The following is a 20,411-nucleotide window of genomic DNA, read 5'->3' as shown; positions in this document are numbered from 1 at the left end:
AGGTCAGATATTTCCATGACCGCAACAAGGTTCAAAGAAAACAACATCTTCATCAGACCAAAAATTCTTTTTATCTTTAGCTAGAATGTCTAGCATTTCCTCAACGTAAGATTCCGGGGTAAATACTTCACCTAAATCCCTAACTCGATCACGGCTTCGGTGAGATAGACTTGAAACATCAATTAAATTACTCATATATTATCTCCAATATAAATAATTATCGGCGACAACGCCGCATGGTGTTAATTTTATTTTGGAGAGGTATAAGTTGCCTTAAAGAATTTAAAAAAATTAAAGGCTGAGTTTCTTGTTCAAGATTAAGAAAAAGATTATAGCCGCTGAATTAATTCATCTGGCATAAGAACATCTTTTAAAGCTGAATTGGCCATTACTGTATATGCCAAATCACTATCTAAACTTATCGCAAATGGAAGTGTCGTACACTGAAGAGCATTAAGAATCATAGAATCAGAAAAACCTGCTCCAATATCCGAGCATATATCTATGGCATTTTCCCAAGTAATTTTTCTGTTGAAAATTATTTTTTGATCATCATTATACATACTGAGGTAAGTAATTTTTAGCTTCTCTAAAGCCCTATACTCTACTTCCAAAGGTTTTCTAAGATAAAGGCTACATAGTGTCTTCCAGAGTTCCATTCCGGCATTTCCTGAATTTAAAAAGGCTTCTCTTATCTTTTTTATTTCTCGGTCATTAAAAATTGGATCGGCACCTTGGTGCATTTCTCGATTGTGCAAAATGCTTGATTGAGCACGGATAGCTTGTTTTTTCTTGTTAGGAAGATCTAATTCTGAGCTTGGATGAATTGCAGTTCTAAGGCCTTCGGTTAATAGCAGTCTTCTGTAAAATTCTAAATATTCTTGTGTCGTGTTTACTGTCGTATAAAGGGCAATTTCATTTTTTTGAATTTTATTTTTTATAAATTCATATGTTCTTGTGTGAAACTTTTTTGGGGAATAGCTAAGAGTGATAATGACATTAGCGTCTAAAATCGTCCCCTCTACTTTCGTTCCGTTTTGCTTTAAATTAAATAAGTATTCGTCAAATTCCGAAAAACGTACAACTCTTCCCATTTCATTCCTTAAAATCTTGCTGATTCCGAATCATTCTTTTCTTTTGCTACAATCGAAATAACATCGTCTTCTATTTCAGATTCTTCATTTTCAACTTCTCTTGAAAGATCATTAATCCGCTTAATATCTTCTTTCGACAAAGGAATATTTCTTCCCTTCTCTGCTTCTTCGATAAAGGCGTCAACATCACTAATATTCTTGTTTTCCATATATACTCCTTGAACCTACTAGGGCTATTCTAGCATCTAAGTTGGCACCTTAACGTTCCGATTTTACTAGCCTCCTGAGCCTTCTCCTGACAAGGCCTTTCCGCCCCCAGAACCATCCCCACCAGTGAATTTCCCACCACCGCCGTCACCACCAAATCTTCCGCCGCCCATATCTCCACCTAATTTTTTAAGCTTCATTTGAACTTCTCCTGAATACCAAGATTAAAATAACTGAAAATAAAAATGCAGTCCCTGAAATCCACCATGCTGTACTAGCATTAATGTGATCGACAAAAAAACTGCTCGAAAAAAATCCAATTGCCACAATTGTCTCAAAAATAAAATTCATCATTGATAAACCTGTTGAGCGAACATTTTCAGGCAACGATTCATGCATAATGGCCTGATTAGCAGGAAGAAAAACACCTCTAGCACCAGCCATTAACCAAACTCCGATTAAAGCTGGATAAATGCTATTTGAAAGAGCACAAATAGTAGCCCCTGCCACCATAAAGAGTACTGAATTTAAAATCCTAGGGTAGTACGAGCTAGGTCGGTCTCTTTTTGAAAAGTAGTGGTTAACCAGATATCTCGCAAAATATGAACCAGTGGCCATTACAGAGAACCACAACTCGCTTCCGCCAAGTTTATTTATCCAAGGCAACCACAAGACCCCCAGGATTGTTTCTATTTGATTTAAAAGTCTCACAGGAATTAATAATTTGAGATCAAAACTACTTTTGATTTCATTGTAACCAACTTGAGCCATGTTTCTAAATTGAGAAAAAGATTTATGTTGAACTTCTTTTTTGTCATCCTTGATTAGAATAACAAAAACTAACGTTGAAAGAAAAAACACCAGCGAAGCAACTAATAACGAATAAATCCCTAAATACTTAGTCGTAAAACCGACTGCAACACTCGCCAAAACATAACTAGCGACAGAAGTTTTTTCGATTAGAGAGAAATATTTATTAGAATCAAAATCCTTTTCTTCTGTTTTAGCATTTGAATAAAGAAGTGCTGATAGTGCCCCTGATATAAAGCTTGTTCCTAATCCATAAATTAAGTAGGCAACAATTACAAGAACTGGAAACTTTGGAGCAAAAAGAAATAATGCAATTGAAAACGATTGAAGCAATCCTCCAACGAGGGAAGATTTTTTTGCTCCAAAGACATCTGCCCAAATTCCAGTAGGGATTTCAAACAATGCCAAAACAACATAAAGACAGCCAAACCCTATTGAGATGATTTTAAAACTAATTCCAGCGGAATTTAAAACAGGAGTTGCAGCAAGGCTAAAAAGCATTGCCGCAAATCCTCTAAGTCCTAAAATTAATCTTGATTGATTTGTAGAATTCATTAATTAAAATTCAACTTCTTCAAAAAACTCAGAAGCCAATTCACAAGATTTTGTTTCAATATTGTAAATGCCTTTAAAAATTTTATTACCGATTTTAATTTCACATGGAACAAAAGTAGATTCAGGGTCGTGACCACCTCCACCACCTTGATTGTCTTGAACTTGAGCAATGTTAATAAAATTAGCAGTCGGATCATTTCCACTTCCACCACTTCTAACAACATCAACCTGACTTTCACCATTTTTTACAAAGGCCATTCCAACAGGATCGTTGCCACTGCCACCTATTCTTGCAAAAGCAGATGATGATGGATTTACACTAGATAGAGTAAACGTAAGTGCAAAAATCGCTAACATCCAAAACATATCGTAAAACTTGAACCTTCTAAATTTCATTCCTTTGACTCCTAGTTTGTCATTCTCATTCGAGAACTGCTTTGCTTTAAGCTTCACTTCTTTAAGCATCTCAATAAGCTCTTTGCTTTGTTCGTCTGTGAAAAAAGCATCAATCGAGAAATATGTTTTATCTTTCCAATATTCTTTTTTTCCTGAAAACTCTTTCATTAACTGGAAAACTTTTGCATCTTTCTTTGCTTCTAAGTCGCCATCATAACGGTAGTCAGAATAGTTAATGTAGTTCTCAGGAAAATTAGAGAAATACTTTCCTTCCTCTGTTTTATGAATAAGGCCAATCTTTAAAAACCTTTCCATAACAGACTCTGCTTTCTTTGGAGCAGGTTCAACGAAGTATCTCTTAATCTCGCTTAAGGATAATGGCTGAACTCTGGTCGCATTAAACAACATCAGCGAATAATCATCCGTATTAATCTCTTCTATCTGCTCTGGTGAGAGACGCACACTTGGAATGTCATTAATTTCTTTTTTAGAATGATTAACTGATGATTGTGTTTCATTTTCGTAATTTCTTTCTTCTTTCATAAAAAACCTCAGTGTAGATTTTGTAACCTTTTCTTATCACTATTTTTGTTAATATTTTTATCTATCGGACGTGGACGTTGATCATATTTCAAAAATGAAGCAAGATTTGAAACTAAATCAAGTAAATAATCCTTCTTAGTTGGTTCTGCATCTTTAGCAGTGTAGTAAACAGATGCCTCAATCATAGAAATAATTCTTTTATAATCTTCAAAAGGAATTTCTCTCAATGCCTCTACGATTTTGATCTCTTCATTATAGATAAAGCCATCAGTATTACCTGTGAGTGAATCAATAGAAGTCCCAAGTGCACGAGCAATTCTAACCAACTCGCTCATTGTTATTTCTCTACTACCACGTTCAATTTTTGAAATCGCTGTACTAGTTAAATGGGCATCAGTATCCAAATCAGATTGTTTCATCTGTTTTGCAAGACGAGCCTTTTTAATACGTTCACCAATTTGTATATGATCAATATTCATGGCGCCCAAATTAGCTAATTTCGCAAAAAAAGTCAACCAAAATAATTTGACGATTAAAAAAGATATTTATAGAACAATACCAAGGATGAAAATTAACAACTTAAAGCATAACTATGAATAATAACAGATTTGCGAAATTAGCAAATGAATTAAAAGAAGCCAAGGCCAACACAGAGCAAGGCAAGCTCGTTAGAGAGGCATTGGATTACTTAGTTAAAGAATTCAATATAGAGTTCGGTGACTTCAAGGTCTACGTGAGACAAGGAAAGGTCTCTGAGCGAATTGAAATAAACAAGTCCTTAAAGATTGATTTAAAAACTCACTAATAAGGTGAGTACATTTACGACCTACCTGAAAAGCATCAGGCGGTTTTTTTAACGACAAAAATTTTTTGTCAAAAGGAAAACTATAATGATGCGACCATTTTTTATCAAAACCAAAACATTAAAAAACTTCCGGCCAATTAAGGCCCTAATCACCATAGGAGATTATATGGATTATTTTCTCAAGAAGAGACTTGAACGAATTCGTCTTGAATTTCAAGAATTGATGGGACTGCTTTCTATCAAAGAACTCACAACCAATTTCAGGCTAACAAACAACTACCAATCATTGCATCTGCAAATGATTAAAATTTAGGAGGTAAAAATGAAAAAAATTATTCAGACAATTGAAGAAACTTTAAAAGCAATTAGCCCAATCGAGATGAGAAAAAATCCCAAGGCCTCTGCCAAGGCCTTTGAGATTAAACGAATGATCGAAGATTTAAAGAGCCATTCAAAAAATCAAACGAATCAAGGAGTACTTAAATATATAAACCCTAAAACACTTTTAGAAAACTAGAATTTAACACTTTAAGGAGATTTAAAAATGAAGCTAAAAATATTTTTGGCATGGATACCTTTATTCTTATTGGGAGCATGTGCGTTTAAAAGTGAGGAAAACAAGCCCACACAAAATCAAATAACGTCTGCCACCGAATTAAAAATTGATCCGAAAAATGATTCTGATGGAGATGGAATTAAAGATGGTGATGAAGTTACTCGTGGATCAAATCCATTTGTGGCCGATTTACCTGAATTAAAAGTGAAGTTTCTTCAGAACTATAAAATTGAGGTGTTTTATCATCCAAAGAATGGTGACTCTGTAAAAGATCAGAAATCATTTGTGATTGATACTAATATTAAAGACACAAATCCTGATTTCAAATTTCGTGTTGGAGATGTTTTTGCTCGTGAGAATGCTCTAAAAAAAGCAGCCAGCTTTGCGAGATATCCAAACAACACTAAAGGTGTCATTGAAGATCGAGATTTTTCATGGGTAAAGTACCCTGATATTGATCCAAGGTTTTTCCATGATAATTCTCTAAAATACCAAGATGTTTTTAACGATCAAAATGTCATTGATAATATCAGGCTCACTTTATCGAATCAGGTAAAGCTTAATGAAAGTCCATTCTTCAAAGAAGTAAAAGACCTTAAATTAAATTACTACTTTCTAAACCATGAAAATGAGAATTACGAGCTTTTAAAAACTGTAACCGTAGATCGCCACTTTCAATCAGGCATTTTCGAGACATTCGAAAGTGTCATCGAAAATGCCCCTGTGAATCTTATCATAGACAGTTACTTCAAACGTGGGGAATTCATTATTTCAGAAGTGGATGACTTCTCTATTCCTGCAATTGAAACAAACTACAAGACTCTTCTTGGAAGCGTGAAAGCGAAATCTGTACCAGTTCTATTTGAAACCCCACTTGAAGAAAAATTTTACTATGTGGCGACAGGAGCGAACGGAATCAGATTTCAAGATATTCTCAAAACAGTTTTTGATCGCAACTATGAAGTCAAAGAGGACTCGCTTACTAAAATCAAAGAATTTCAAAATAACCTCCCCGACTTTACTTATCTTTCAGATGTGGCCGACAAAGATAAACTGGGCAGATGGTTTGTCATGACAAATGAATTTAAAGAACATTATCTCGACCATCAATACACTCCCACTGATCGAATTGTTTTATCTTATAATGTAGGAAGTGAACTAGCGTATCAGAACAATGAACAATACTTCGCTTATGAGCCACAACTATCAAGCAACCGAAGTGAAATTGTCATGCCTCTTGGAAATGCAAATCAAAGATCAATCGTTAATGTTCAGCTAAAACCAATTAATAGGTTTGGAACTGCGATTGAAAACGAAAAAATTCGCTGGGAAACACCATCCAGCTGTGGAAAAAATTGTTTTCCTAAGCACATGGTCTGCTACTGGGATATTAATAAATACACAAATTATGATGAGGCCCTCACACTAACACCTGACCTTACTGGCGAAGCTGAAAAACTTTATCTTGTTCTTGATGGAGAAGAATTTAAAGTAACTGATCTTTTAAAAGACAAAAAAATTCAATTCTACAAGGTTGGTAACAACACACACCTTGAAATTAAAAATCTTTCAAAGATTAAAGAGATCAAGCCATTTGATGAAGTAAATCTTTCCTTAAAGCTAAAAGCATTCAAGGGAAACACTTTCTTTGGTGTGAAGCTTACGGGAGTTGAAGGAGATTGGCGAGGAATGGGCGGATGTCCATTTAACACTCCTCAAGTTGCTCAAACACGAAATACACAAATATCTAAAGACACATTGGAAGTCGGAGAAATTACTTGGCTAATCAACGATCTGGCGAACCGTGGTTACGGGTACAAATTTAAACTTATGGATTCTGGAGATTATTTCCAAGAGATTCGCTTGGGGGTAAGTAGCACTGTGAAAAATTATTACAACTAACAAAGGAGCACTATGAGGAAAAAACTAAAGTACGTGATGATGACATTCTTTATTACAACAGGAGCTTTCGCAGCTTCATTGAAAGGCACAGCAGATGCCTTAGGAAGTGAGGCCGTAAAAATCGGTCTTGCATTGGGAGTTTTAGGATTTGCAGTTGCTGGGACTTATTTAGCACTCGGAAAACAAGAAGGAGGTCAAAAAGTCACCCAAGCGATCATAGGAATTGTCGTTATATTAATGGCAAGAAGTATTGTTACAACGCTCACATCAGTAACAGGAGGAGCATAAAGTGAAATTTTATTATCCAAAATTCTTAAAGACAGGCCCTAACTTTGTGGGCCTATCAATCATCGACTTAGTTATTCTCGTAGTGACTCTTATGGTGGCATTATTAATGAACTTAAGTTCTCATCAGACATTAGGGTTAGTGGCAATCGTCATTGGGATTTGTAAAATAATCTCACTAAAATATCCACGAGGTCATTTTCAACACTATCACCTCAAAAGAAGTATTTTAGAATGGCGAAGCGATCTAACAAGACTCACTCAAGGAGTCTTTATATGATCTTTCCGATTTATTCGATTGAAAATGGGATCATCACCTCTCTTAAAGGAGAGGTGTCTTCCCTCTACAAAGTGGTTCATCAAGATTTAAGTCAATTAAAAGACAATGATCTTGAAGCATTTTTTGAGAACTTACACTTAGAATTAAAGACATTCAAAGAAGAGTGCTTTTATAAGTTCTATTATATTGATGATATTCTCTATCTAAATACGAACGATGAAAAAATCAATCGAATAGGTCACCAACTTGAGATTGTCCCCCATCCTCTTTCAATTCTTTTCAATGAACACGACGTTCATAGAGAATTAGAAGTCTTTGAAGATTATCTCATTGTAGGACACAGGTTCGTCAGACTTTTAAACCTTTACGAACTCCCAAGTTCTATTAACCCATGTTTTCTAGAAGCTTTTGGAAATCATGTTTTATCACTCAAGAAATTCGATTCAGAAAAAGCAAAAAAGAAACTGAATCTAAAAAGAAAAGTGCATTTTTCATTATCTCAAGAGCTTTTAAGAAATATCGAATCAGAAAAGGCCTTTGTTCAAAACGAAAACCTCTTGGAAGAGGTCACAACTGGTTCAGAAATCGTTTTTTCAATGGAGGGATGGCTAATTGTTCGGGGAGAGAACTTAGCAGAGCTTAACCAAAGAACCTTTGAGCTTTATGAGAAGGCAAAGTTATTTGATTTAAAGTTACTGGCCGAAGGACGTGGTCTTGCTTACTTTTTTTCAAATATCATTCCAGGGGTAAGACCTTCGATGAAAAGAGAACATTTGGCCCCTGCTCTTTTTATAAGCGGTCTTCTAGCACTCCCAAACGAATATCTTTACGATGAAGGATTTACACTTCATTCGAGAAGTAACCGTGAACTTAAGATTGATTTATTTCATAAAGACAATATTTATTACAATGCTCTAATTACAGGAACACTTGGACAAGGAAAGTCCGTACTAGCTAACAATATTCTCTTTGAAGAAGTATCAAAAGGAACAAAAGCAGTTGTTCTCGACCTTGGAAACTCTTTTAAAAAGACAGTGGATTACATGGGAGGGATAAGTCTTCCCGAGTCTTTTAATCCACTTCAATTTAGAGACCCAGATTATTTGAAAGCATTTGTTTTAAGTATCGTTGATGATGATTTTTTAACTTCAGTTGATAAAGGCCGTCTCTTTGAAGTCCTAAATGAAATGGACTTCAACAAAGTTACAACATTCACTGACTTTATCGAAATTCTCGAAAAACAATTTAAAGACATTCGCTATTTCTTCAAAGAACTAGAAGGATCATTTAACAATGAAAATTATGAGGCTCCTGATCTACTTTATGTTGACCTGACACTCTATCCCGATCGAATTAAGGCCCCAATCATTATCTATTTGATTGAGCATTTTAAACATCTAAAGGGAAAAAGGATTTTTCTTTTAGATGAGTGCTGGAATCTTTTAGAGAATCAAGGACAATTCATTGCTGAGAGTTTCAGAACATTTAGAAAGCATGGAGCATCCGCCATTGCGATTTCACAGAACCTAGAAGATTTTCTCTCAACTCCTCTTGGTAGAGTTATCTATCAAACGACATTCTTCAAATTCATTTTCAGACAAGAAACTAGCGGTGAATTTTTAACCGAACATCAAAAAGAGATGGTTTTATCTCTGCAATCGAAAAAACGAGTCTTTTCAGAATTCCTACTAATCTCGGACTTTCATCAAAAAATTTGTAGGTTTTATTCAAGCCCGTTCAAGTTTTTTTTATTCAACTCGGACAAAGCAGAAAGAGACAAGTTTGAGGAGTTTAAACGAGAGCGAGAGAGATTTTTGGACTTTAAAGAGATTCTTCACCAATACGTTTATTTAAACACAGGAGAGCATCCATGAAAAAATTAATTCTGTTTTCTACTTTTTTACTTTCATTTAACTCATTTGCCATTATCGGTACAGATACCGCCATGATGATTCAGCTTGTAACCAATACCGCTAATCAGATCAATGAACTAGAAAGGCTTGTATCTAATACTGAAAAGTACACTCAAAAGATGCGTGAATACAGTGAGCTTGTAGAAGACAACTATTTTCGAGCGGAAAGAACTCTTTATTTAGCGGAAGAATTAGCCGCTAAAAAAGACGTTCAAAACCTTGGTGAACTAAATGGTGCTATCAGAGAGCTTAAATACAATATGAGTGAGCTAAAAGAGATGATGCAAAGGTATGCCAACATTAAGCAAGATGAAAAGCGAACTGAAACTTATGTTGAAGTGAATAAAAAATTAAACGAGCAACAAGTAAAGCGAGCAGAAAAACAAGTTGCTAATTCTATATCGGCAAAAAACACAGGACGAGCTAGCCAGCTTACGGCCCAAAACACGGCACTTCTTTTAGAAAACCAAGTAAAGATGCAACAAATTCAACTTGAAATGTTGAAAACTCAAAAAATGGCGAATCGTCTTAAGGCGGAAGAATTAGAAGATAAACGACTTGAAGAAATAAATCGCAATAAGTTTTACAACAAAACATCGGATAGAAACTAATGAACTTAGCGATTAAAGAGATGCTTCTTATCGAAGAACCGACGATTCAAATTTTAAGAGATGAAATCATGAAAATCTTTCATTGGTTTGTATTACCAAGTTTTGTGATTGCTCTTTGTCTTGAATACTTTTCGGACTTAAAGTTTGGTGAGGTTATTAAGAAGCTAGTCTTAGTTCTGGCCTTTATGAGTGTTTTCTACTCCATTCATTCAGAAGGTGTGAATCTAAGTTTTAAGGCCAGTGAAGAAATTCTTCGAAAAGTATCACCAAGAAATATTTTTCTTAGATCATGGACTGAAGTCAAAGTAAAAACCAAAGAAGATGCTTCATGGAACTGGCTTCAAAAATTTTCGATTCCCAACATCAATGATCTTGTAGGAACAGCTCTCTTTATTTTAAGTAAAGTCTTTATCTGGATTCTAAAGCTAATCTACTCCACAGTTTATCATTTAACCTATGTCTTTGCCCCTTTAACGGCCATTCTCTATTTCTTTCCTATCACGAGAGGTTCAATTGCTGGAACTATCCAATCTAGTCTCTGGTGTATGCTCATGCCAATTGTTCTGGTTTCAATTCTAGCGATTGTAGGAAATTCCATTCAAGTGCCTGCCAAAGATGGTGCTTTAGCAATTATTAGTATTGACCACATTATATGGGTCTTTGGAGTCACTCTTTTAATGCTTATGACTCCTATTCTGACAATTGGAATTCTCAGAGGTAGTGGCGTTGCTATGTCAGGAAGTGCGATAGGTGCTTTAATGACAAACTCAGCGATGAAGTTTGTAACTTCCGTTCCTGGGGCAATGGGTGGAATTAAAGCAACTTCTAAAGTTGCTAAAGATTTAGGTAAAGAGTCTCTATTTCGCCCTTCGGTTAAAGAACTCCTGAAAAAAGAAAGCGAAGCAAATAATCCTAACAGAGAAAAATTGAAACATCTCAACCAAAAGGGAGAATTGCGAAATCCATTTAGAGAACCAGAAGGCGTTGATGAACGATTAGCAAAAATTGGTATGACAAGAAATGAGGCTATGTCGCTTTCTAAAATTCCTACGAAAGCAATGAGTGCTTCAAATGATACTACAAAAACTCAATACGCTAGTCCTCAAGAATCATTTAACAGACAGGAACAAGAGACATTTCGATATGAAAAATCATTCTGGAACAAAATTACTCCCGAGCATCGAGAAGGAATAAGAACTAAGTACGGAATAAAAAGCGAAATGCCTACGCCTGACAAAACTTATTATCCCATAAGTCGTACAGACAAACTCAACATGCCAAACGTACAAAGGGATAATCGTTTTTCAGTTCATACTTCCCCAAAAAAGGAAGTAGGAAAAATGAATCTCAACTCTCAAAACAATTTAAGAAAAGGAGAACGTAATGAAATACGAAACATTTGAAGCTGAATTTATTAAGCAGAATAAACAACTACGACTTGTTCTGGGTGTAGTTATTCTTCTTCTAGCGATTATCCTCTTTTTTATAATTACGGATAAAAAGTATTTTGTTTTGAAAAATTCAAGCTTAGTTAGTAGCAGACCTCTTCTTACTTGGGCCTGTGAAGAATCGTTTCAAAGCATAACCAAGGGAAAACCTGAAAAAGATTTAATTGAAGAATCAATTCTGAATGAACTTAAGTCAACTTCGTTTAACGTATCATCTGATGAGATTTTAAATGTTCTAGCCATTAAAGAAAATCTTTGTCGGATCATTGTTAAGGGAGACGGAAAAGTCAGATCATTTCTTATCAATTTTAAATCTAGCTCTGGATTCCCCTTTTACTACAAGCTTTCAGAAATTAATGAAGCTGAACTCAACCAATCTGAGCTTGCTCTTACCAAGGGGGACAAATGATCTTTGCAATTCTTCCAACGACAATCACAACTTTATTTTTATCGGCCAATCTTATTACAACTCTTAGCTTCAAGGATGATGTGAGGACGTTTATATACGGTGGAACAAAAGAGGAGATTTTTACGGAGCTTGCCAACAACAACAAAACGCTTGTCCTAAAGGCCAAGAAGAAAGGGATTGAGACTAATTTAATCGTGGTGACATCTAAAAATCGCTATTACTTCAAAGTTATGGAGACAGACAAAATCCCTCATCAGTTTATTGAAATTGAAGACGGGATGATTAACACCAACTTTAGAAAGATTAAGGAAACTACTTCTTATGATCTTTTTGAAGGTAATAACTCCATCATGGTCGTTTCGAAGAAAAAAGAAGGGATAGATGTAAACGGTGTTTCCGTTATCGCTAAAGAATACTTCTCAAAAGGTGTACCTTTATTCATTGATGGGACAAGAGTTCTTAATTAGGAGTTTTATGATTCTACATCTTATTACGTTTAGTCTTCTTTCGGTTGCAAATGCCAAAATCACGACTTTGGAATCTAAAAAGGAAGTTGCTTCTAAGAAAGTTTACATTTCGGCACGAAGTAATCAGGGAAACTCTGATTTCCTTAAGAAGCTTTCAGCTCAAAATGAAAAGCTATTAGAACTTTTAAAAAATAAATCTTCTGAAGAAGTTCCTTTTATCTGGGATGGCACAAAGAAAATTGAAACAACTAAAGTAATAAGAGGAATTTTATTAAACTCAGTCGTTTCCACAAATCTTGAGTCCCCTCTTTTGGTTGAATCTCTTGATAGTTCATCACTTCCACAAGGAACTCGATTTAAATGCTCAGGCGTTACCAAGAACAAAAGAGTTCTTACCATTTGTGACAAGATGATTACTCCCACAAAAGAAGTCTCTGTCAAAGTTCAAATTCTAAATCTTGATGGAAGTGCTGGCCTTCGAGGTGAATACAATGACGGTAAAGATTCATATATCGCAGGAGCGATCATTTCAGATTTTGCGAAAGGTATAATCAATGCCTCCAAAAATAAACTCGCCGTTCCTCTTGGTGTCGTCGATGCAGAAACAGACAAAAACAAAATTCTTGAAGGACTTGCCAATTCAGCCTCAACAACAAGTGATGTACTTCTTGATGAAATGAAAAATCAAGAGCCTAAAGTTTTTATTGAAGCTGGAAAGCCAGTTCTAATTTTTTTCATGGAGGGCCTAAATGCGTATTAGCTTATTTTGTATATTAGTCTTCTCATTATTTGGCACAGGGTGCTCTAGTCTTCGAGGTTCAATTTCAACAGGAGCAATCATTGGTGGTTCTTTGGGGGCAATGTCAGGAATGGTCTTCTCTCCTAATAAAGAGTCTAGAAATGGAAATGCCCTAGTCTTTGGAGCATTAGCGGCCGGTGCAGGAGCACTGCTGGCTAACTATCTTTATACAAATGATCCAGAGAATAGAGATTTAAAACAAATGATGATCCCTGATGATCCATTAAAGAAAAAATCGGAAGAAGTTCCACTTTTTGATTTCAGTCCTGAACTTAAAAATATCAAACCTGAACTTTCGTTTAAGCCTGTTAAGAAATATGAGGTTCCGATTGAAAAATTGCCAGAAGAATTAAAAGGAAAGGTTAAAAAACAATACCTACTTGAGTACGAAACAGAAGCAAAAACGATTCAGTACCAAGGTAAGACAATCGAAATTTCACCTTTTAAAGCATATGAACACGTTTACGAAGAATAAGGAGAATAAATGACAAGCAAAAATAAAAATAGTGCCCCTGGACTCGATCTCGTCTCCCCCATTGTGGAAATTATCCATGAACTTGGGACGGAGTTGATCAAAGGCATATTTGAACTCACAAAGTTTCTTTATAAAAAATGGAACAAAAACTATTTTGAAGTTTCAAAAATTGAGGAGAAGCATCTGTATAAGAGCAAATAAACAAAAAACCCAACTGCCATAGGTTATTCTACAAATTCCAAAAGAGAATTGCCATTATCTGAGATTGATTTCTCCAAGCATTCATTCATTGTTGGAGCGGCCGGATTTGGTAAGACTAATTTAATTTCGCTTCTACAAGAACATTCTTTGCAAAGTAAGAAGCCGATTATCTTTATTGATCCAAAAGGAGATTTAGAAGCTCTTGAAACATTCAGGACTCTTTGTAAGCAGTACGAAAGAACTTGCTACATCTTTTCAGAGCATCACAAAGATTCAATTAAGTTAAACCCTTTTAGAGAAGGATCAATCAACCAAGTTACGGATAGAATTATTTCTGCATTTGATTGGACAGAACCTTTCTATAAAAATGTCTCCACTGATGCTTTAACTAAAACTCTGAAGAAAATTCAAGAAGCCCAAAAACCTTATTCCCTATCTAACATTGTCGAAGTTCTTGAAGAGTCCTTTAACACTAAAGAAACGTTAGGGCTTAGAGTTATGCTCAGTCAGATCAACGAATCAGATTTTGGTAAAATCCTAGCCGAGGACAAAGATACTAAAACCTTTATGAACATCCGCGATGAAAAGGCCTGTCTTTATATCGGACTTTCAACTCAAGGATATGGGGAAACGGCCTATACTCTTGGAAAAATCTTCTTAGGAGAACTTCTTTACGCTTCCTATTTCAAATTAATCAATGAAACCAATTCTCATAAGTCGATGCAAGAATCCGTCGCTGTTTTCTTTGATGAGTTTGGTGCTTTAGTTACTCCACGTTTCATTGAACTTCAAAACAAATGCCGAGGAGCTGGTATCCAGTTATTTATGGCCGTTCAATCCGCCTCAGACATTGACAAGATTGATCCAAATCTAACGCTTCAGATTTTAGAAAATGCTTCTAATCTTTTTATTTTGAAGCAAAGAATGGAATACGGTGCAACCCTCTTTGCGAATTCGATTGGGACTAAGCTCACTAAGAAATACACCAAGCAAACTGATAATGGTGATGCTAACGGTATGGGAACCGTAAGAGAAGCGAATGAATTATTAGTCCATCCTGACATTATCAAAAACCTTAGAGTCGGCCAGTGTGTTCTTCTTCGCCATAATCCAACAAAGCTAGACCTGATAAATCTAAGGAACAGAAAAATTGAAATCGTTCAGGAACAGGAGGTCAATAAAAAGAACGAGGAAGTTAAAGAAGTGCCTAAAAAAGAAATTGATAAAACAAAGAATGAAGAAAAGAAAATCACTGTAACGAAAGAAGCATTTGAGGTTTAAATGGAAATGATGAAAACAGATCACAAGTTTTTTATTTATCCCTTATCTGACTGGAGAATCCTAGACATTAAAGGACTAATGGAATGCTCCAGTTTTGAGAAGTTTAAAAAGTATGATTATGCAAAAAAATTATTGCAAAAAATGAAGTCGCAAAAATTTGTTAATGTATACCGATGCGTTCTTAATGGGAAGAACTATTACTATCTTACTCCATTAGCTGAAAAGTTTATTAACCAAGATCAAAAATCTTCTGTATCCGAAGAAACAATTTTTCACGATGCAATGGTTAGCTCTTTAGGAATTGAGCTTTCCAAGATCAAACCATTCATCACAGAGATTGAACTAGAACACAAAATTAAAAACGGGAAAAGCAGAACAAGCTTTGATGAGATTATCCCAGATGCAAGACTTAAGGGGAATTTCAATGGTGTTAATTTTACTTCTGCTGTTGAAGTTGAAATTCATCAAAAGGAAAAGTCTCGCATTGTTTCAAAGGCAAAGCACTATTTAAAAAGTACTTTCTACGATTATGCTTTTTACTTTTTCCCTGATGAAAAGATCCTAAAGAACTATTCAAACATTTTAAGACAGGAGCTATCTAATGACTTTAACCAGAAGATTTTTCTTTTTTCCACTCCCAAGATCTTTGAAGGAAAAAACTCTTTATATGAAGGCACGGGCCTTGTTAAAGGCAAATCAAAAACCATACTTCAACTTTTTGAAGTTGTCCCCTAGCTTTCCCATGCTCGGGCCATGCGGGCCTTTAGCTTTTCAAAAGGCAAGACAACCCCGCGTATTTAAAAATTAATTTGTCCTGACGAAATTGACTCCCTCTCTCTCACGTAAAGTGGATAGATGGAGTCAATTTCTGGACAAATAAAAAAATACGCGGGGAAAAGTAGTAATAAGGTAGGTAAAAAAATGAATGAAGAAAATATTAAATATGAAGAGGAAGTTAGTAAGAAAGGAAGGAAGAAAAAACCAAACAGCCAAGAGAAAGTTCATGACGAATCCCAACAAAACAAATTCTTTGTTGATCTTCGCCATGAAAAAGAAGTTTTAGAACAAATTCTAAAACTTCTTGAGGAAGCAAACAACAAGCCTTATGGAAGGGAAATACTGCTCAAAGACCTTGTTGTTTACGCTGTTCCTAAACTTCTTCCAAAAGACTTAGAAAAAATTCAAGAGAGTTCCTTAAACGAAATGGAACGTGTTCAAAGACTTCTCGACGAACATAACGAAAAAAATAAAACCAAACTAAGTCTTGGTGAATTTCTAGTGAAGAAACTTAATATTTAGGAGGCTTCGATGAACGATCAAAAATTAGAACTAGTTTCAGGTAGATTAGGAAAAGATCCCTATCTTGCTTATACAAAAAAGGGAAATCCAGTCTGTGAATTATCTGTAGGCCTCAAGGCAGAACAGAATTTAACTATATGGAGAAAGGTTATTGTCTTTGGAAAATTAGCAGAACTTTGCAAAGTTCATTTGAAAAAAGGACAAGAGATTTTTGTGCGAGGCTCAGTAAGTCTTCGTACTTTTACTAACAAAGAAGGCATTGAAAAAGAATACCTCGAAATCAATGCTTTCTCTATTGGACAATCGTTACTTTAACTAGCTATTTCAAGGAGAAATGATGACAAATAATCAGAACATTTTAGATCACTTTTCCATTCAAGAATGCTATAGTAAGTCGGGCATTGAAGCGGAAACGTCTCAAGCATCGCTCTTTAACAATTTAATATGGGGAATTGACGAGGTCTGTGCTTTTACTAGCTATGCCAAAGGAACAATCTACAACTTAGTTAGTCGTGGAGAAATACCTTATCGAACGCGTGGTAGAAAAAGAAAGTTAGTGTTTGTCCCAAGTGAAATTATCGCTTGGTTAAAAGGAGAACAAACATGAGCAGATCAAAAAACTATAAAAAGATTAAAGGTGCTAAAGGCATTTATCAAAATGAAATCACACATAAATATCTTGTAGAAAAAAGAGTAAGTGGCAAACTTCATACTTCAACATTTCTTTCTTTGTATGAAGCCAAACAATGGCAAAAGAAGTTTGATGGTACAAAGGTCAAGGTGGAGAATGAGCAAAGCAAGTGCTCTACTCTAAAAGAAGTTTGGGAGTCAATGCAACGAAACCACTTCCCGATTCTAGCAACATCTACCAAAGATATTTGGCACAGAAGATACAAACTCATTCAAACGTTAGAGCATCTTCCAATGGATCAAATTACACCTTCAAAGATTTCAGATTGGGTTATTTACTGGGTTACACATTTCTCTACTGAAGATTATCAAAATTCGGGAAGAGGTCGATCTGGTCGTTGCAACCTAAACAACGAACTAAATCTTTTTGTCTGTATTTTTAACTGGTACAAACAAAGTGAGCTTTTTGAAAAAGAAGCATTACTTCTAACTTGTCCAGTTAAGAAGAAGCATAAAAAGATGGGATTCATCAAACCACTTCCAGATAAGAGAAAGCAAATTGAATTGAAAGATGCTTTCCTATTCTTTGAATTTCTTCAGCCACTCTATCGAGACCTTGCAAAAATGCAATTTTTTACGGCAGGAAGAATTGGCGAGGTTTCAGGCATCCAATGGAAAAATGTCGATCTAAAAAATCGAAGACTGTTAATAAAAGAAACTTGTGTCTGGGATATGACTCTAAAAACTTTTATTGAACTAAAACCTTTTCCTAAAAATCGTGAACCTAGGGCAGTCTTTATTACCGATGAAATTATGGAAGTGTTATTGAGAAGACAAGCATTCAAATTGCCAGCAAACGATTATGTATTTCATGTAGATGGTAATCCGCTTAACTACGGCACAATTCAAGTAAACTATCGTGCAGCTCAAAGAAAAAGTGGAGTGCCTTATACTGGAACACATATTCTTAGACATGGCATGGCCAAACTTGCAAGACAAGTTGGAGGTGGATTAGATGCTGTTATTGCAATGACTGGACATAAAGATTTGAAGCTAGCTGATCATTATTCAAAGACAACTGAAGACGATCAAAAGCATTTCTCAGAAATGATTATGAAGCATATCAGGAATAAAATGAATGATGATTCCAATATTCAAACCGATTTTGAAAATGTGATAAGGCTAAAACGTGCAAAAGCTAATTAATCTGTGATATAAATTCAGTCGGACTGAGTCGGACTCATGCGATTTTCGACCAGCTCGACTGAATATTTTCAAAAGGTTAGGTACACATTGCCGGAGTTACCCGAAGTCGAAACCATCAAAAACCAAATCAACCCCATCCTCCCTCTAAAAATCGAGGCCGCGGTTTTCTCCCCCCTGACGAAACGAATAGTCAAACAAATGGACTTCGACCCAACAGGCTTCACTATCACTAAAATCCGAAGACACGCCAAATGGCTTATCTTCGATCTGGCCCCATACGGCCACATACTCTCTCACCTCGGAATGAGCGGCTCATGGCAAATGTCCCACGCTCCACTTTCTGAAAAACATGGACACATTGAATTCATCGACAAAAAGAAATCCGAGTTTGGCGTTCTCACATATATTGACCCAAGACGCTTTGGGCATCTTTATGTTTTAAGTGACGAGAACTTTAAAAAGAAAGAAGACTCTCTTCCAATTGATATCTCAAGCCCAGACTTCGATAAAGAACAGATCGCTCTTACCCTTTACTCACACCCCAACAAGCCCATTAAACCTTTCCTGCTTGATCAGAAGGCCTTCCCTGGCGTGGGAAATTATATGGCCTCTGAAATCTGTGCGCGCGCAGGAATTCTTCCAACGAGACTTGCTGGCGATATTGAAGCCGATGAAATCGAAAAGATGAAAGCGGCCATGGATGTCGTTATTAGCGGCGCCGTTGAAACAAAGGGCACAACTTTTAGTGGTGGGTACAGAGACGCTAACGGATCTAAAGGCGAAGGTGTAAAACACTTGGTCGTTTTTTATCAACATCACTGTCAAATGTGTCTGGAAAGAGGCAAGGTCACGAAGGTCATTAAGACCACGATGGCCGGAAGAGGAACATATCACTGTCCCGTCTGCCAAAAATAATTATCTGCCTTGAAAATTGCGGTTCATTCTATTCATTGAGTCTACACAGTTGCGGTAATCGACATCACCTTGGACAAATCGTCTTCCGGTTGTGTCCGTGCAGTAAGCAGGGTCATTGGGGAAAATCCTCGATGTAGGTGGATTGGAGTTCATGGTTCTAGGGCTTGCGCCGTTATTTGAATTTCTAATGGTAGATGACTGGCCCGTGCCGACGGTGTCTTCTCGGACTGAACCATCTCGCACATTTCCAGTTGTGGTTCCACGGTTAGGAACTTGGTTTCCGAAAGTTGGACGATTCATATTCATGTCTTGCATTTGTGCATAGGCTGTTGTGATAAAAAACAAAAACGCAATCGTTGTTGCATATTTCATAAAGTAACTCTCTCCTATTTTTTCTCTGTATCGGGCATATTCATACATTTTTTGTAACCTTCATCTTGTGGTCTTAACCATTGGCCATGATGGGTTTTACAGCCAGGAGAGCTTGCTCTTCTCATTTGATTATTTTCACGGGAGTAATCGCGTCTGGTTGCTGCTTGGTTGACACTAGCAGTGTCACTGATTTCATCTTTTTCTATAACTGTGCTTGTTCTGACTTGAGCTCTATCTGGATAAGCGGCGCTGTGGTTGTCGTGTGGAGCTGCGCTATCCATATACATATAAGTTGTTTCATTGGCATAACCTGCACTCAGGAAGGTTGCCAAGATTGCAAGCAGGGTGAATTTCATAATGGCCTCCTTAAAAATAAAACTTTGAATTGGTGTTCAATTCAAATGAGCTACATTTAAGAATACAAAGACCGTGCCAGTGCTAAGTGATAAAAATGAAAAGAATACTTGAAGAAGTTGGAGTGATAATGAGTCAATATGCCCGCCTCATTGAAGCGGGCCATTACATAGAAGAAAATTAATTTCCTAGGTGTATTTTGATATCTGCGTTTGGTCCATGAGGATTGTTTTTATCGTTCTTCACTTTTTGAAGACACTCATCATATCCTTTTTCGCCTTGCTTGATTTCGTGACCATCTTTGGCCTTGCATGAAAAGTTTACTTTTATTTTTCCTGGTTCAGTGTAAAGAGCAGTCTCGTCCGCAATGTCTGCTTTTTTATCTTTAGCTTCTAAATCAAGAGTGCTCTGATCAATCTTTCCTAATTCACTCATTGTTTTTGAAGTGGCAGAAGATGTCTTTGCTGTTTTTTTTGTTTTTTCAGCTGCTTGAAGAGAAAGAGAAAATGTTAAAAGGGCCATTAGTAAATACTTCATATACGCATCCTGTTTATTTTAAGTGTTCCTAAAAAAAGCATAATCCAAGGCCTTTGTGTTG

Annotated in this window: 30 protein-coding genes; 20 read left to right on the top strand and 10 right to left on the bottom strand. The window is 36.0% G+C overall.

From position 1 onward, the window contains the following. Positions 1 to 3: 3 nt before the first annotated feature. The 7 genes from ACN20O_RS13935 to ACN20O_RS13905 all read right to left on the bottom strand — a co-directional run bounded on the left by ACN20O_RS13935 (position 4) and on the right by ACN20O_RS13905 (position 4,084). Positions 4 to 195 (bottom strand): hypothetical protein, encoded by a 192-nt coding sequence (locus ACN20O_RS13935; protein WP_491634533.1) that lies wholly within the window; start codon positions 193 to 195, stop codon positions 4 to 6. 134 nt (positions 196 to 329) lie between these two features. Further along, entirely contained in the window at positions 330 to 1,094 is a 765-nt protein-coding gene (locus ACN20O_RS13930; protein WP_491634532.1) for a hypothetical protein, read from the bottom strand. Positions 1,095 to 1,102: 8 nt separating this feature from the next. After that, positions 1,103 to 1,303 carry a hypothetical protein gene (locus tag ACN20O_RS13925; protein ID WP_491634531.1) on the bottom strand — a complete coding sequence of 67 codons (201 nt, stop codon included), beginning with the start codon at positions 1,301 to 1,303 and terminating at the stop codon, positions 1,103 to 1,105. Positions 1,304 to 1,369: 66 nt separating this feature from the next. Beyond that, entirely contained in the window at positions 1,370 to 1,501 is a 132-nt protein-coding gene (locus tag ACN20O_RS13920) for a hypothetical protein (RefSeq protein ID WP_491634530.1), read from the bottom strand. Next, the gene (locus ACN20O_RS13915) at positions 1,491 to 2,666 is read right to left on the bottom strand and encodes an MFS transporter (protein ID WP_491634529.1); all 1,176 of its coding nucleotides are present in this window, start codon (positions 2,664 to 2,666) and stop codon (positions 1,491 to 1,493) included. The genes ACN20O_RS13920 and ACN20O_RS13915 overlap by 11 nt, the downstream gene beginning before the upstream one ends. A 3-nt stretch (positions 2,667 to 2,669) precedes the next feature. Continuing rightward, on the bottom strand, positions 2,670 to 3,605 hold the full coding sequence (locus ACN20O_RS13910; RefSeq protein WP_491634528.1) for a hypothetical protein: 936 nt from the start codon (positions 3,603 to 3,605) through the stop codon (positions 2,670 to 2,672). 8 nt (positions 3,606 to 3,613) lie between these two features. After that, positions 3,614 to 4,084: a helix-turn-helix domain-containing protein gene (locus ACN20O_RS13905; RefSeq protein ID WP_491634527.1), complete on the bottom strand. Its 471-nt coding sequence runs from the start codon at positions 4,082 to 4,084 to the stop codon at positions 3,614 to 3,616. A gap of 113 nt (positions 4,085 to 4,197) precedes the next feature. Between ACN20O_RS13905 and ACN20O_RS13900 the strand changes: the two genes are divergently transcribed. The 20 genes from ACN20O_RS13900 to ACN20O_RS13805 all read left to right on the top strand — a co-directional run bounded on the left by ACN20O_RS13900 (position 4,198) and on the right by ACN20O_RS13805 (position 19,087). Further along, positions 4,198 to 4,410 carry a hypothetical protein gene (locus tag ACN20O_RS13900; protein WP_491634526.1) on the top strand — a complete coding sequence of 71 codons (213 nt, stop codon included), beginning with the start codon at positions 4,198 to 4,200 and terminating at the stop codon, positions 4,408 to 4,410. Positions 4,411 to 4,576: 166 nt separating this feature from the next. After that, positions 4,577 to 4,723: a hypothetical protein gene (locus tag ACN20O_RS13895; protein WP_491634525.1), complete on the top strand. Its 147-nt coding sequence runs from the start codon at positions 4,577 to 4,579 to the stop codon at positions 4,721 to 4,723. Positions 4,724 to 4,732: 9 nt separating this feature from the next. Further along, complete coding sequence (locus ACN20O_RS13890; protein ID WP_491634524.1) at positions 4,733 to 4,927, top strand: hypothetical protein; 195 nt, start codon at positions 4,733 to 4,735, stop codon at positions 4,925 to 4,927. Between the two features lie 27 nt (positions 4,928 to 4,954). Continuing rightward, positions 4,955 to 6,868: a thrombospondin type 3 repeat-containing protein gene (locus ACN20O_RS13885; protein ID WP_491634523.1), complete on the top strand. Its 1,914-nt coding sequence runs from the start codon at positions 4,955 to 4,957 to the stop codon at positions 6,866 to 6,868. A gap of 12 nt (positions 6,869 to 6,880) precedes the next feature. Then, on the top strand, positions 6,881 to 7,156 hold the full coding sequence (locus ACN20O_RS13880) for a hypothetical protein (protein ID WP_491634522.1): 276 nt from the start codon (positions 6,881 to 6,883) through the stop codon (positions 7,154 to 7,156). A 273-nt stretch (positions 7,157 to 7,429) separates the two neighbouring features. Beyond that, positions 7,430 to 9,307: a VirB4 family type IV secretion system protein gene (locus ACN20O_RS13875; RefSeq protein WP_491634521.1), complete on the top strand. Its 1,878-nt coding sequence runs from the start codon at positions 7,430 to 7,432 to the stop codon at positions 9,305 to 9,307. After that, positions 9,304 to 9,957 carry a hypothetical protein gene (locus ACN20O_RS13870; RefSeq protein WP_491634520.1) on the top strand — a complete coding sequence of 218 codons (654 nt, stop codon included), beginning with the start codon at positions 9,304 to 9,306 and terminating at the stop codon, positions 9,955 to 9,957. Before ACN20O_RS13875 ends, ACN20O_RS13870 begins: the two co-directional genes overlap by 4 nt. Beyond that, positions 9,957 to 11,360, top strand: coding sequence for a hypothetical protein (locus ACN20O_RS13865; RefSeq protein ID WP_491634519.1), 1,404 nt, complete (start codon positions 9,957 to 9,959; stop codon positions 11,358 to 11,360). The genes ACN20O_RS13870 and ACN20O_RS13865 overlap by 1 nt, the downstream gene beginning before the upstream one ends. Then, positions 11,341 to 11,814: a hypothetical protein gene (locus tag ACN20O_RS13860; protein WP_491634518.1), complete on the top strand. Its 474-nt coding sequence runs from the start codon at positions 11,341 to 11,343 to the stop codon at positions 11,812 to 11,814. The genes ACN20O_RS13865 and ACN20O_RS13860 overlap by 20 nt, the downstream gene beginning before the upstream one ends. Next, entirely contained in the window at positions 11,811 to 12,281 is a 471-nt protein-coding gene (locus ACN20O_RS13855; RefSeq protein ID WP_491634517.1) for a hypothetical protein, read from the top strand. Before ACN20O_RS13860 ends, ACN20O_RS13855 begins: the two co-directional genes overlap by 4 nt. A 7-nt stretch (positions 12,282 to 12,288) precedes the next feature. Then, the gene (locus tag ACN20O_RS13850) at positions 12,289 to 13,041 is read left to right on the top strand and encodes a TrbI/VirB10 family protein (protein ID WP_491634516.1); all 753 of its coding nucleotides are present in this window, start codon (positions 12,289 to 12,291) and stop codon (positions 13,039 to 13,041) included. Next, on the top strand, positions 13,031 to 13,555 hold the full coding sequence (locus tag ACN20O_RS13845) for a hypothetical protein (RefSeq protein WP_491634515.1): 525 nt from the start codon (positions 13,031 to 13,033) through the stop codon (positions 13,553 to 13,555). Before ACN20O_RS13850 ends, ACN20O_RS13845 begins: the two co-directional genes overlap by 11 nt. Before the next feature lie 9 nt (positions 13,556 to 13,564). Continuing rightward, the gene (locus ACN20O_RS13840; protein WP_491634514.1) at positions 13,565 to 13,756 is read left to right on the top strand and encodes a hypothetical protein; all 192 of its coding nucleotides are present in this window, start codon (positions 13,565 to 13,567) and stop codon (positions 13,754 to 13,756) included. A gap of 48 nt (positions 13,757 to 13,804) precedes the next feature. Then, positions 13,805 to 15,037, top strand: a complete 1,233-nt coding sequence (locus ACN20O_RS13835; RefSeq protein WP_491634513.1) for a type IV secretory system conjugative DNA transfer family protein — start codon at positions 13,805 to 13,807, stop codon at positions 15,035 to 15,037. Continuing rightward, positions 15,038 to 15,772, top strand: a complete 735-nt coding sequence (locus ACN20O_RS13830) for a hypothetical protein (RefSeq protein ID WP_491634512.1) — start codon at positions 15,038 to 15,040, stop codon at positions 15,770 to 15,772. A gap of 120 nt (positions 15,773 to 15,892) precedes the next feature. After that, positions 15,893 to 16,336, top strand: coding sequence for a hypothetical protein (locus ACN20O_RS13825; protein WP_491634511.1), 444 nt, complete (start codon positions 15,893 to 15,895; stop codon positions 16,334 to 16,336). A 9-nt stretch (positions 16,337 to 16,345) separates the two neighbouring features. Next, complete coding sequence (locus ACN20O_RS13820; RefSeq protein WP_491634510.1) at positions 16,346 to 16,651, top strand: single-stranded DNA-binding protein; 306 nt, start codon at positions 16,346 to 16,348, stop codon at positions 16,649 to 16,651. A gap of 19 nt (positions 16,652 to 16,670) precedes the next feature. Next, complete coding sequence (locus tag ACN20O_RS13815) at positions 16,671 to 16,943, top strand: helix-turn-helix transcriptional regulator (RefSeq protein WP_491634509.1); 273 nt, start codon at positions 16,671 to 16,673, stop codon at positions 16,941 to 16,943. Further along, a complete protein-coding gene (locus ACN20O_RS13810; protein WP_491634508.1) occupies positions 16,940 to 18,172 on the top strand; it encodes a site-specific integrase in 1,233 nt (410 codons plus the stop codon). The genes ACN20O_RS13815 and ACN20O_RS13810 overlap by 4 nt, the downstream gene beginning before the upstream one ends. Before the next feature lie 36 nt (positions 18,173 to 18,208). Beyond that, entirely contained in the window at positions 18,209 to 19,087 is an 879-nt protein-coding gene (locus tag ACN20O_RS13805; protein WP_491634507.1) for an Fpg/Nei family DNA glycosylase, read from the top strand. Here the strand turns inward: ACN20O_RS13805 and ACN20O_RS13800 are convergent, their stop codons facing one another. The 3 genes from ACN20O_RS13800 to ACN20O_RS13790 all read right to left on the bottom strand — a co-directional run bounded on the left by ACN20O_RS13800 (position 19,088) and on the right by ACN20O_RS13790 (position 20,350). Continuing rightward, positions 19,088 to 19,459, bottom strand: a complete 372-nt coding sequence (locus ACN20O_RS13800; RefSeq protein WP_491634506.1) for a hypothetical protein — start codon at positions 19,457 to 19,459, stop codon at positions 19,088 to 19,090. It abuts the gene before it with no gap. A 14-nt stretch (positions 19,460 to 19,473) separates the two neighbouring features. Then, positions 19,474 to 19,815 (bottom strand): hypothetical protein, encoded by a 342-nt coding sequence (locus ACN20O_RS13795; RefSeq protein WP_491634505.1) that lies wholly within the window; start codon positions 19,813 to 19,815, stop codon positions 19,474 to 19,476. 178 nt (positions 19,816 to 19,993) lie between these two features. Continuing rightward, positions 19,994 to 20,350, bottom strand: coding sequence for a hypothetical protein (locus tag ACN20O_RS13790; protein ID WP_491634504.1), 357 nt, complete (start codon positions 20,348 to 20,350; stop codon positions 19,994 to 19,996). Positions 20,351 to 20,411: the final 61 nt, after the last annotated feature.

Source organism: Bacteriovorax sp. As-1 (genome assembly GCF_058446905.1).
This window is presented reverse-complemented; position numbering and strand designations above follow the sequence as displayed.

Coding starts and splice junctions, on each gene's coding strand:
- ACN20O_RS13935 (WP_491634533.1), bottom strand. CDS start 195: ATGAGTAATTTAATTGATGTTTCAAGTCTATCTCACCGAAGCCGTGAT.
- ACN20O_RS13930 (WP_491634532.1), bottom strand. CDS start 1,094: ATGGGAAGAGTTGTACGTTTTTCGGAATTTGACGAATACTTATTTAAT.
- ACN20O_RS13925 (WP_491634531.1), bottom strand. CDS start 1,303: ATGGAAAACAAGAATATTAGTGATGTTGACGCCTTTATCGAAGAAGCA.
- ACN20O_RS13920 (WP_491634530.1), bottom strand. CDS start 1,501: ATGAAGCTTAAAAAATTAGGTGGAGATATGGGCGGCGGAAGATTTGGT.
- ACN20O_RS13915 (WP_491634529.1), bottom strand. CDS start 2,666: ATGAATTCTACAAATCAATCAAGATTAATTTTAGGACTTAGAGGATTT.
- ACN20O_RS13910 (WP_491634528.1), bottom strand. CDS start 3,605: ATGAAAGAAGAAAGAAATTACGAAAATGAAACACAATCATCAGTTAAT.
- ACN20O_RS13905 (WP_491634527.1), bottom strand. CDS start 4,084: ATGAATATTGATCATATACAAATTGGTGAACGTATTAAAAAGGCTCGT.
- ACN20O_RS13900 (WP_491634526.1), top strand. CDS start 4,198: ATGAATAATAACAGATTTGCGAAATTAGCAAATGAATTAAAAGAAGCC.
- ACN20O_RS13895 (WP_491634525.1), top strand. CDS start 4,577: ATGGATTATTTTCTCAAGAAGAGACTTGAACGAATTCGTCTTGAATTT.
- ACN20O_RS13890 (WP_491634524.1), top strand. CDS start 4,733: ATGAAAAAAATTATTCAGACAATTGAAGAAACTTTAAAAGCAATTAGC.
- ACN20O_RS13885 (WP_491634523.1), top strand. CDS start 4,955: ATGAAGCTAAAAATATTTTTGGCATGGATACCTTTATTCTTATTGGGA.
- ACN20O_RS13880 (WP_491634522.1), top strand. CDS start 6,881: ATGAGGAAAAAACTAAAGTACGTGATGATGACATTCTTTATTACAACA.
- ACN20O_RS13875 (WP_491634521.1), top strand. CDS start 7,430: ATGATCTTTCCGATTTATTCGATTGAAAATGGGATCATCACCTCTCTT.
- ACN20O_RS13870 (WP_491634520.1), top strand. CDS start 9,304: ATGAAAAAATTAATTCTGTTTTCTACTTTTTTACTTTCATTTAACTCA.
- ACN20O_RS13865 (WP_491634519.1), top strand. CDS start 9,957: ATGAACTTAGCGATTAAAGAGATGCTTCTTATCGAAGAACCGACGATT.
- ACN20O_RS13860 (WP_491634518.1), top strand. CDS start 11,341: ATGAAATACGAAACATTTGAAGCTGAATTTATTAAGCAGAATAAACAA.
- ACN20O_RS13855 (WP_491634517.1), top strand. CDS start 11,811: ATGATCTTTGCAATTCTTCCAACGACAATCACAACTTTATTTTTATCG.
- ACN20O_RS13850 (WP_491634516.1), top strand. CDS start 12,289: ATGATTCTACATCTTATTACGTTTAGTCTTCTTTCGGTTGCAAATGCC.
- ACN20O_RS13845 (WP_491634515.1), top strand. CDS start 13,031: ATGCGTATTAGCTTATTTTGTATATTAGTCTTCTCATTATTTGGCACA.
- ACN20O_RS13840 (WP_491634514.1), top strand. CDS start 13,565: ATGACAAGCAAAAATAAAAATAGTGCCCCTGGACTCGATCTCGTCTCC.
- ACN20O_RS13830 (WP_491634512.1), top strand. CDS start 15,038: ATGGAAATGATGAAAACAGATCACAAGTTTTTTATTTATCCCTTATCT.
- ACN20O_RS13825 (WP_491634511.1), top strand. CDS start 15,893: ATGGAGTCAATTTCTGGACAAATAAAAAAATACGCGGGGAAAAGTAGT.
- ACN20O_RS13820 (WP_491634510.1), top strand. CDS start 16,346: ATGAACGATCAAAAATTAGAACTAGTTTCAGGTAGATTAGGAAAAGAT.
- ACN20O_RS13815 (WP_491634509.1), top strand. CDS start 16,671: ATGATGACAAATAATCAGAACATTTTAGATCACTTTTCCATTCAAGAA.
- ACN20O_RS13810 (WP_491634508.1), top strand. CDS start 16,940: ATGAGCAGATCAAAAAACTATAAAAAGATTAAAGGTGCTAAAGGCATT.
- ACN20O_RS13805 (WP_491634507.1), top strand. CDS start 18,209: ATGCGATTTTCGACCAGCTCGACTGAATATTTTCAAAAGGTTAGGTAC.
- ACN20O_RS13800 (WP_491634506.1), bottom strand. CDS start 19,459: ATGAAATATGCAACAACGATTGCGTTTTTGTTTTTTATCACAACAGCC.
- ACN20O_RS13795 (WP_491634505.1), bottom strand. CDS start 19,815: ATGAAATTCACCCTGCTTGCAATCTTGGCAACCTTCCTGAGTGCAGGT.
- ACN20O_RS13790 (WP_491634504.1), bottom strand. CDS start 20,350: ATGAAGTATTTACTAATGGCCCTTTTAACATTTTCTCTTTCTCTTCAA.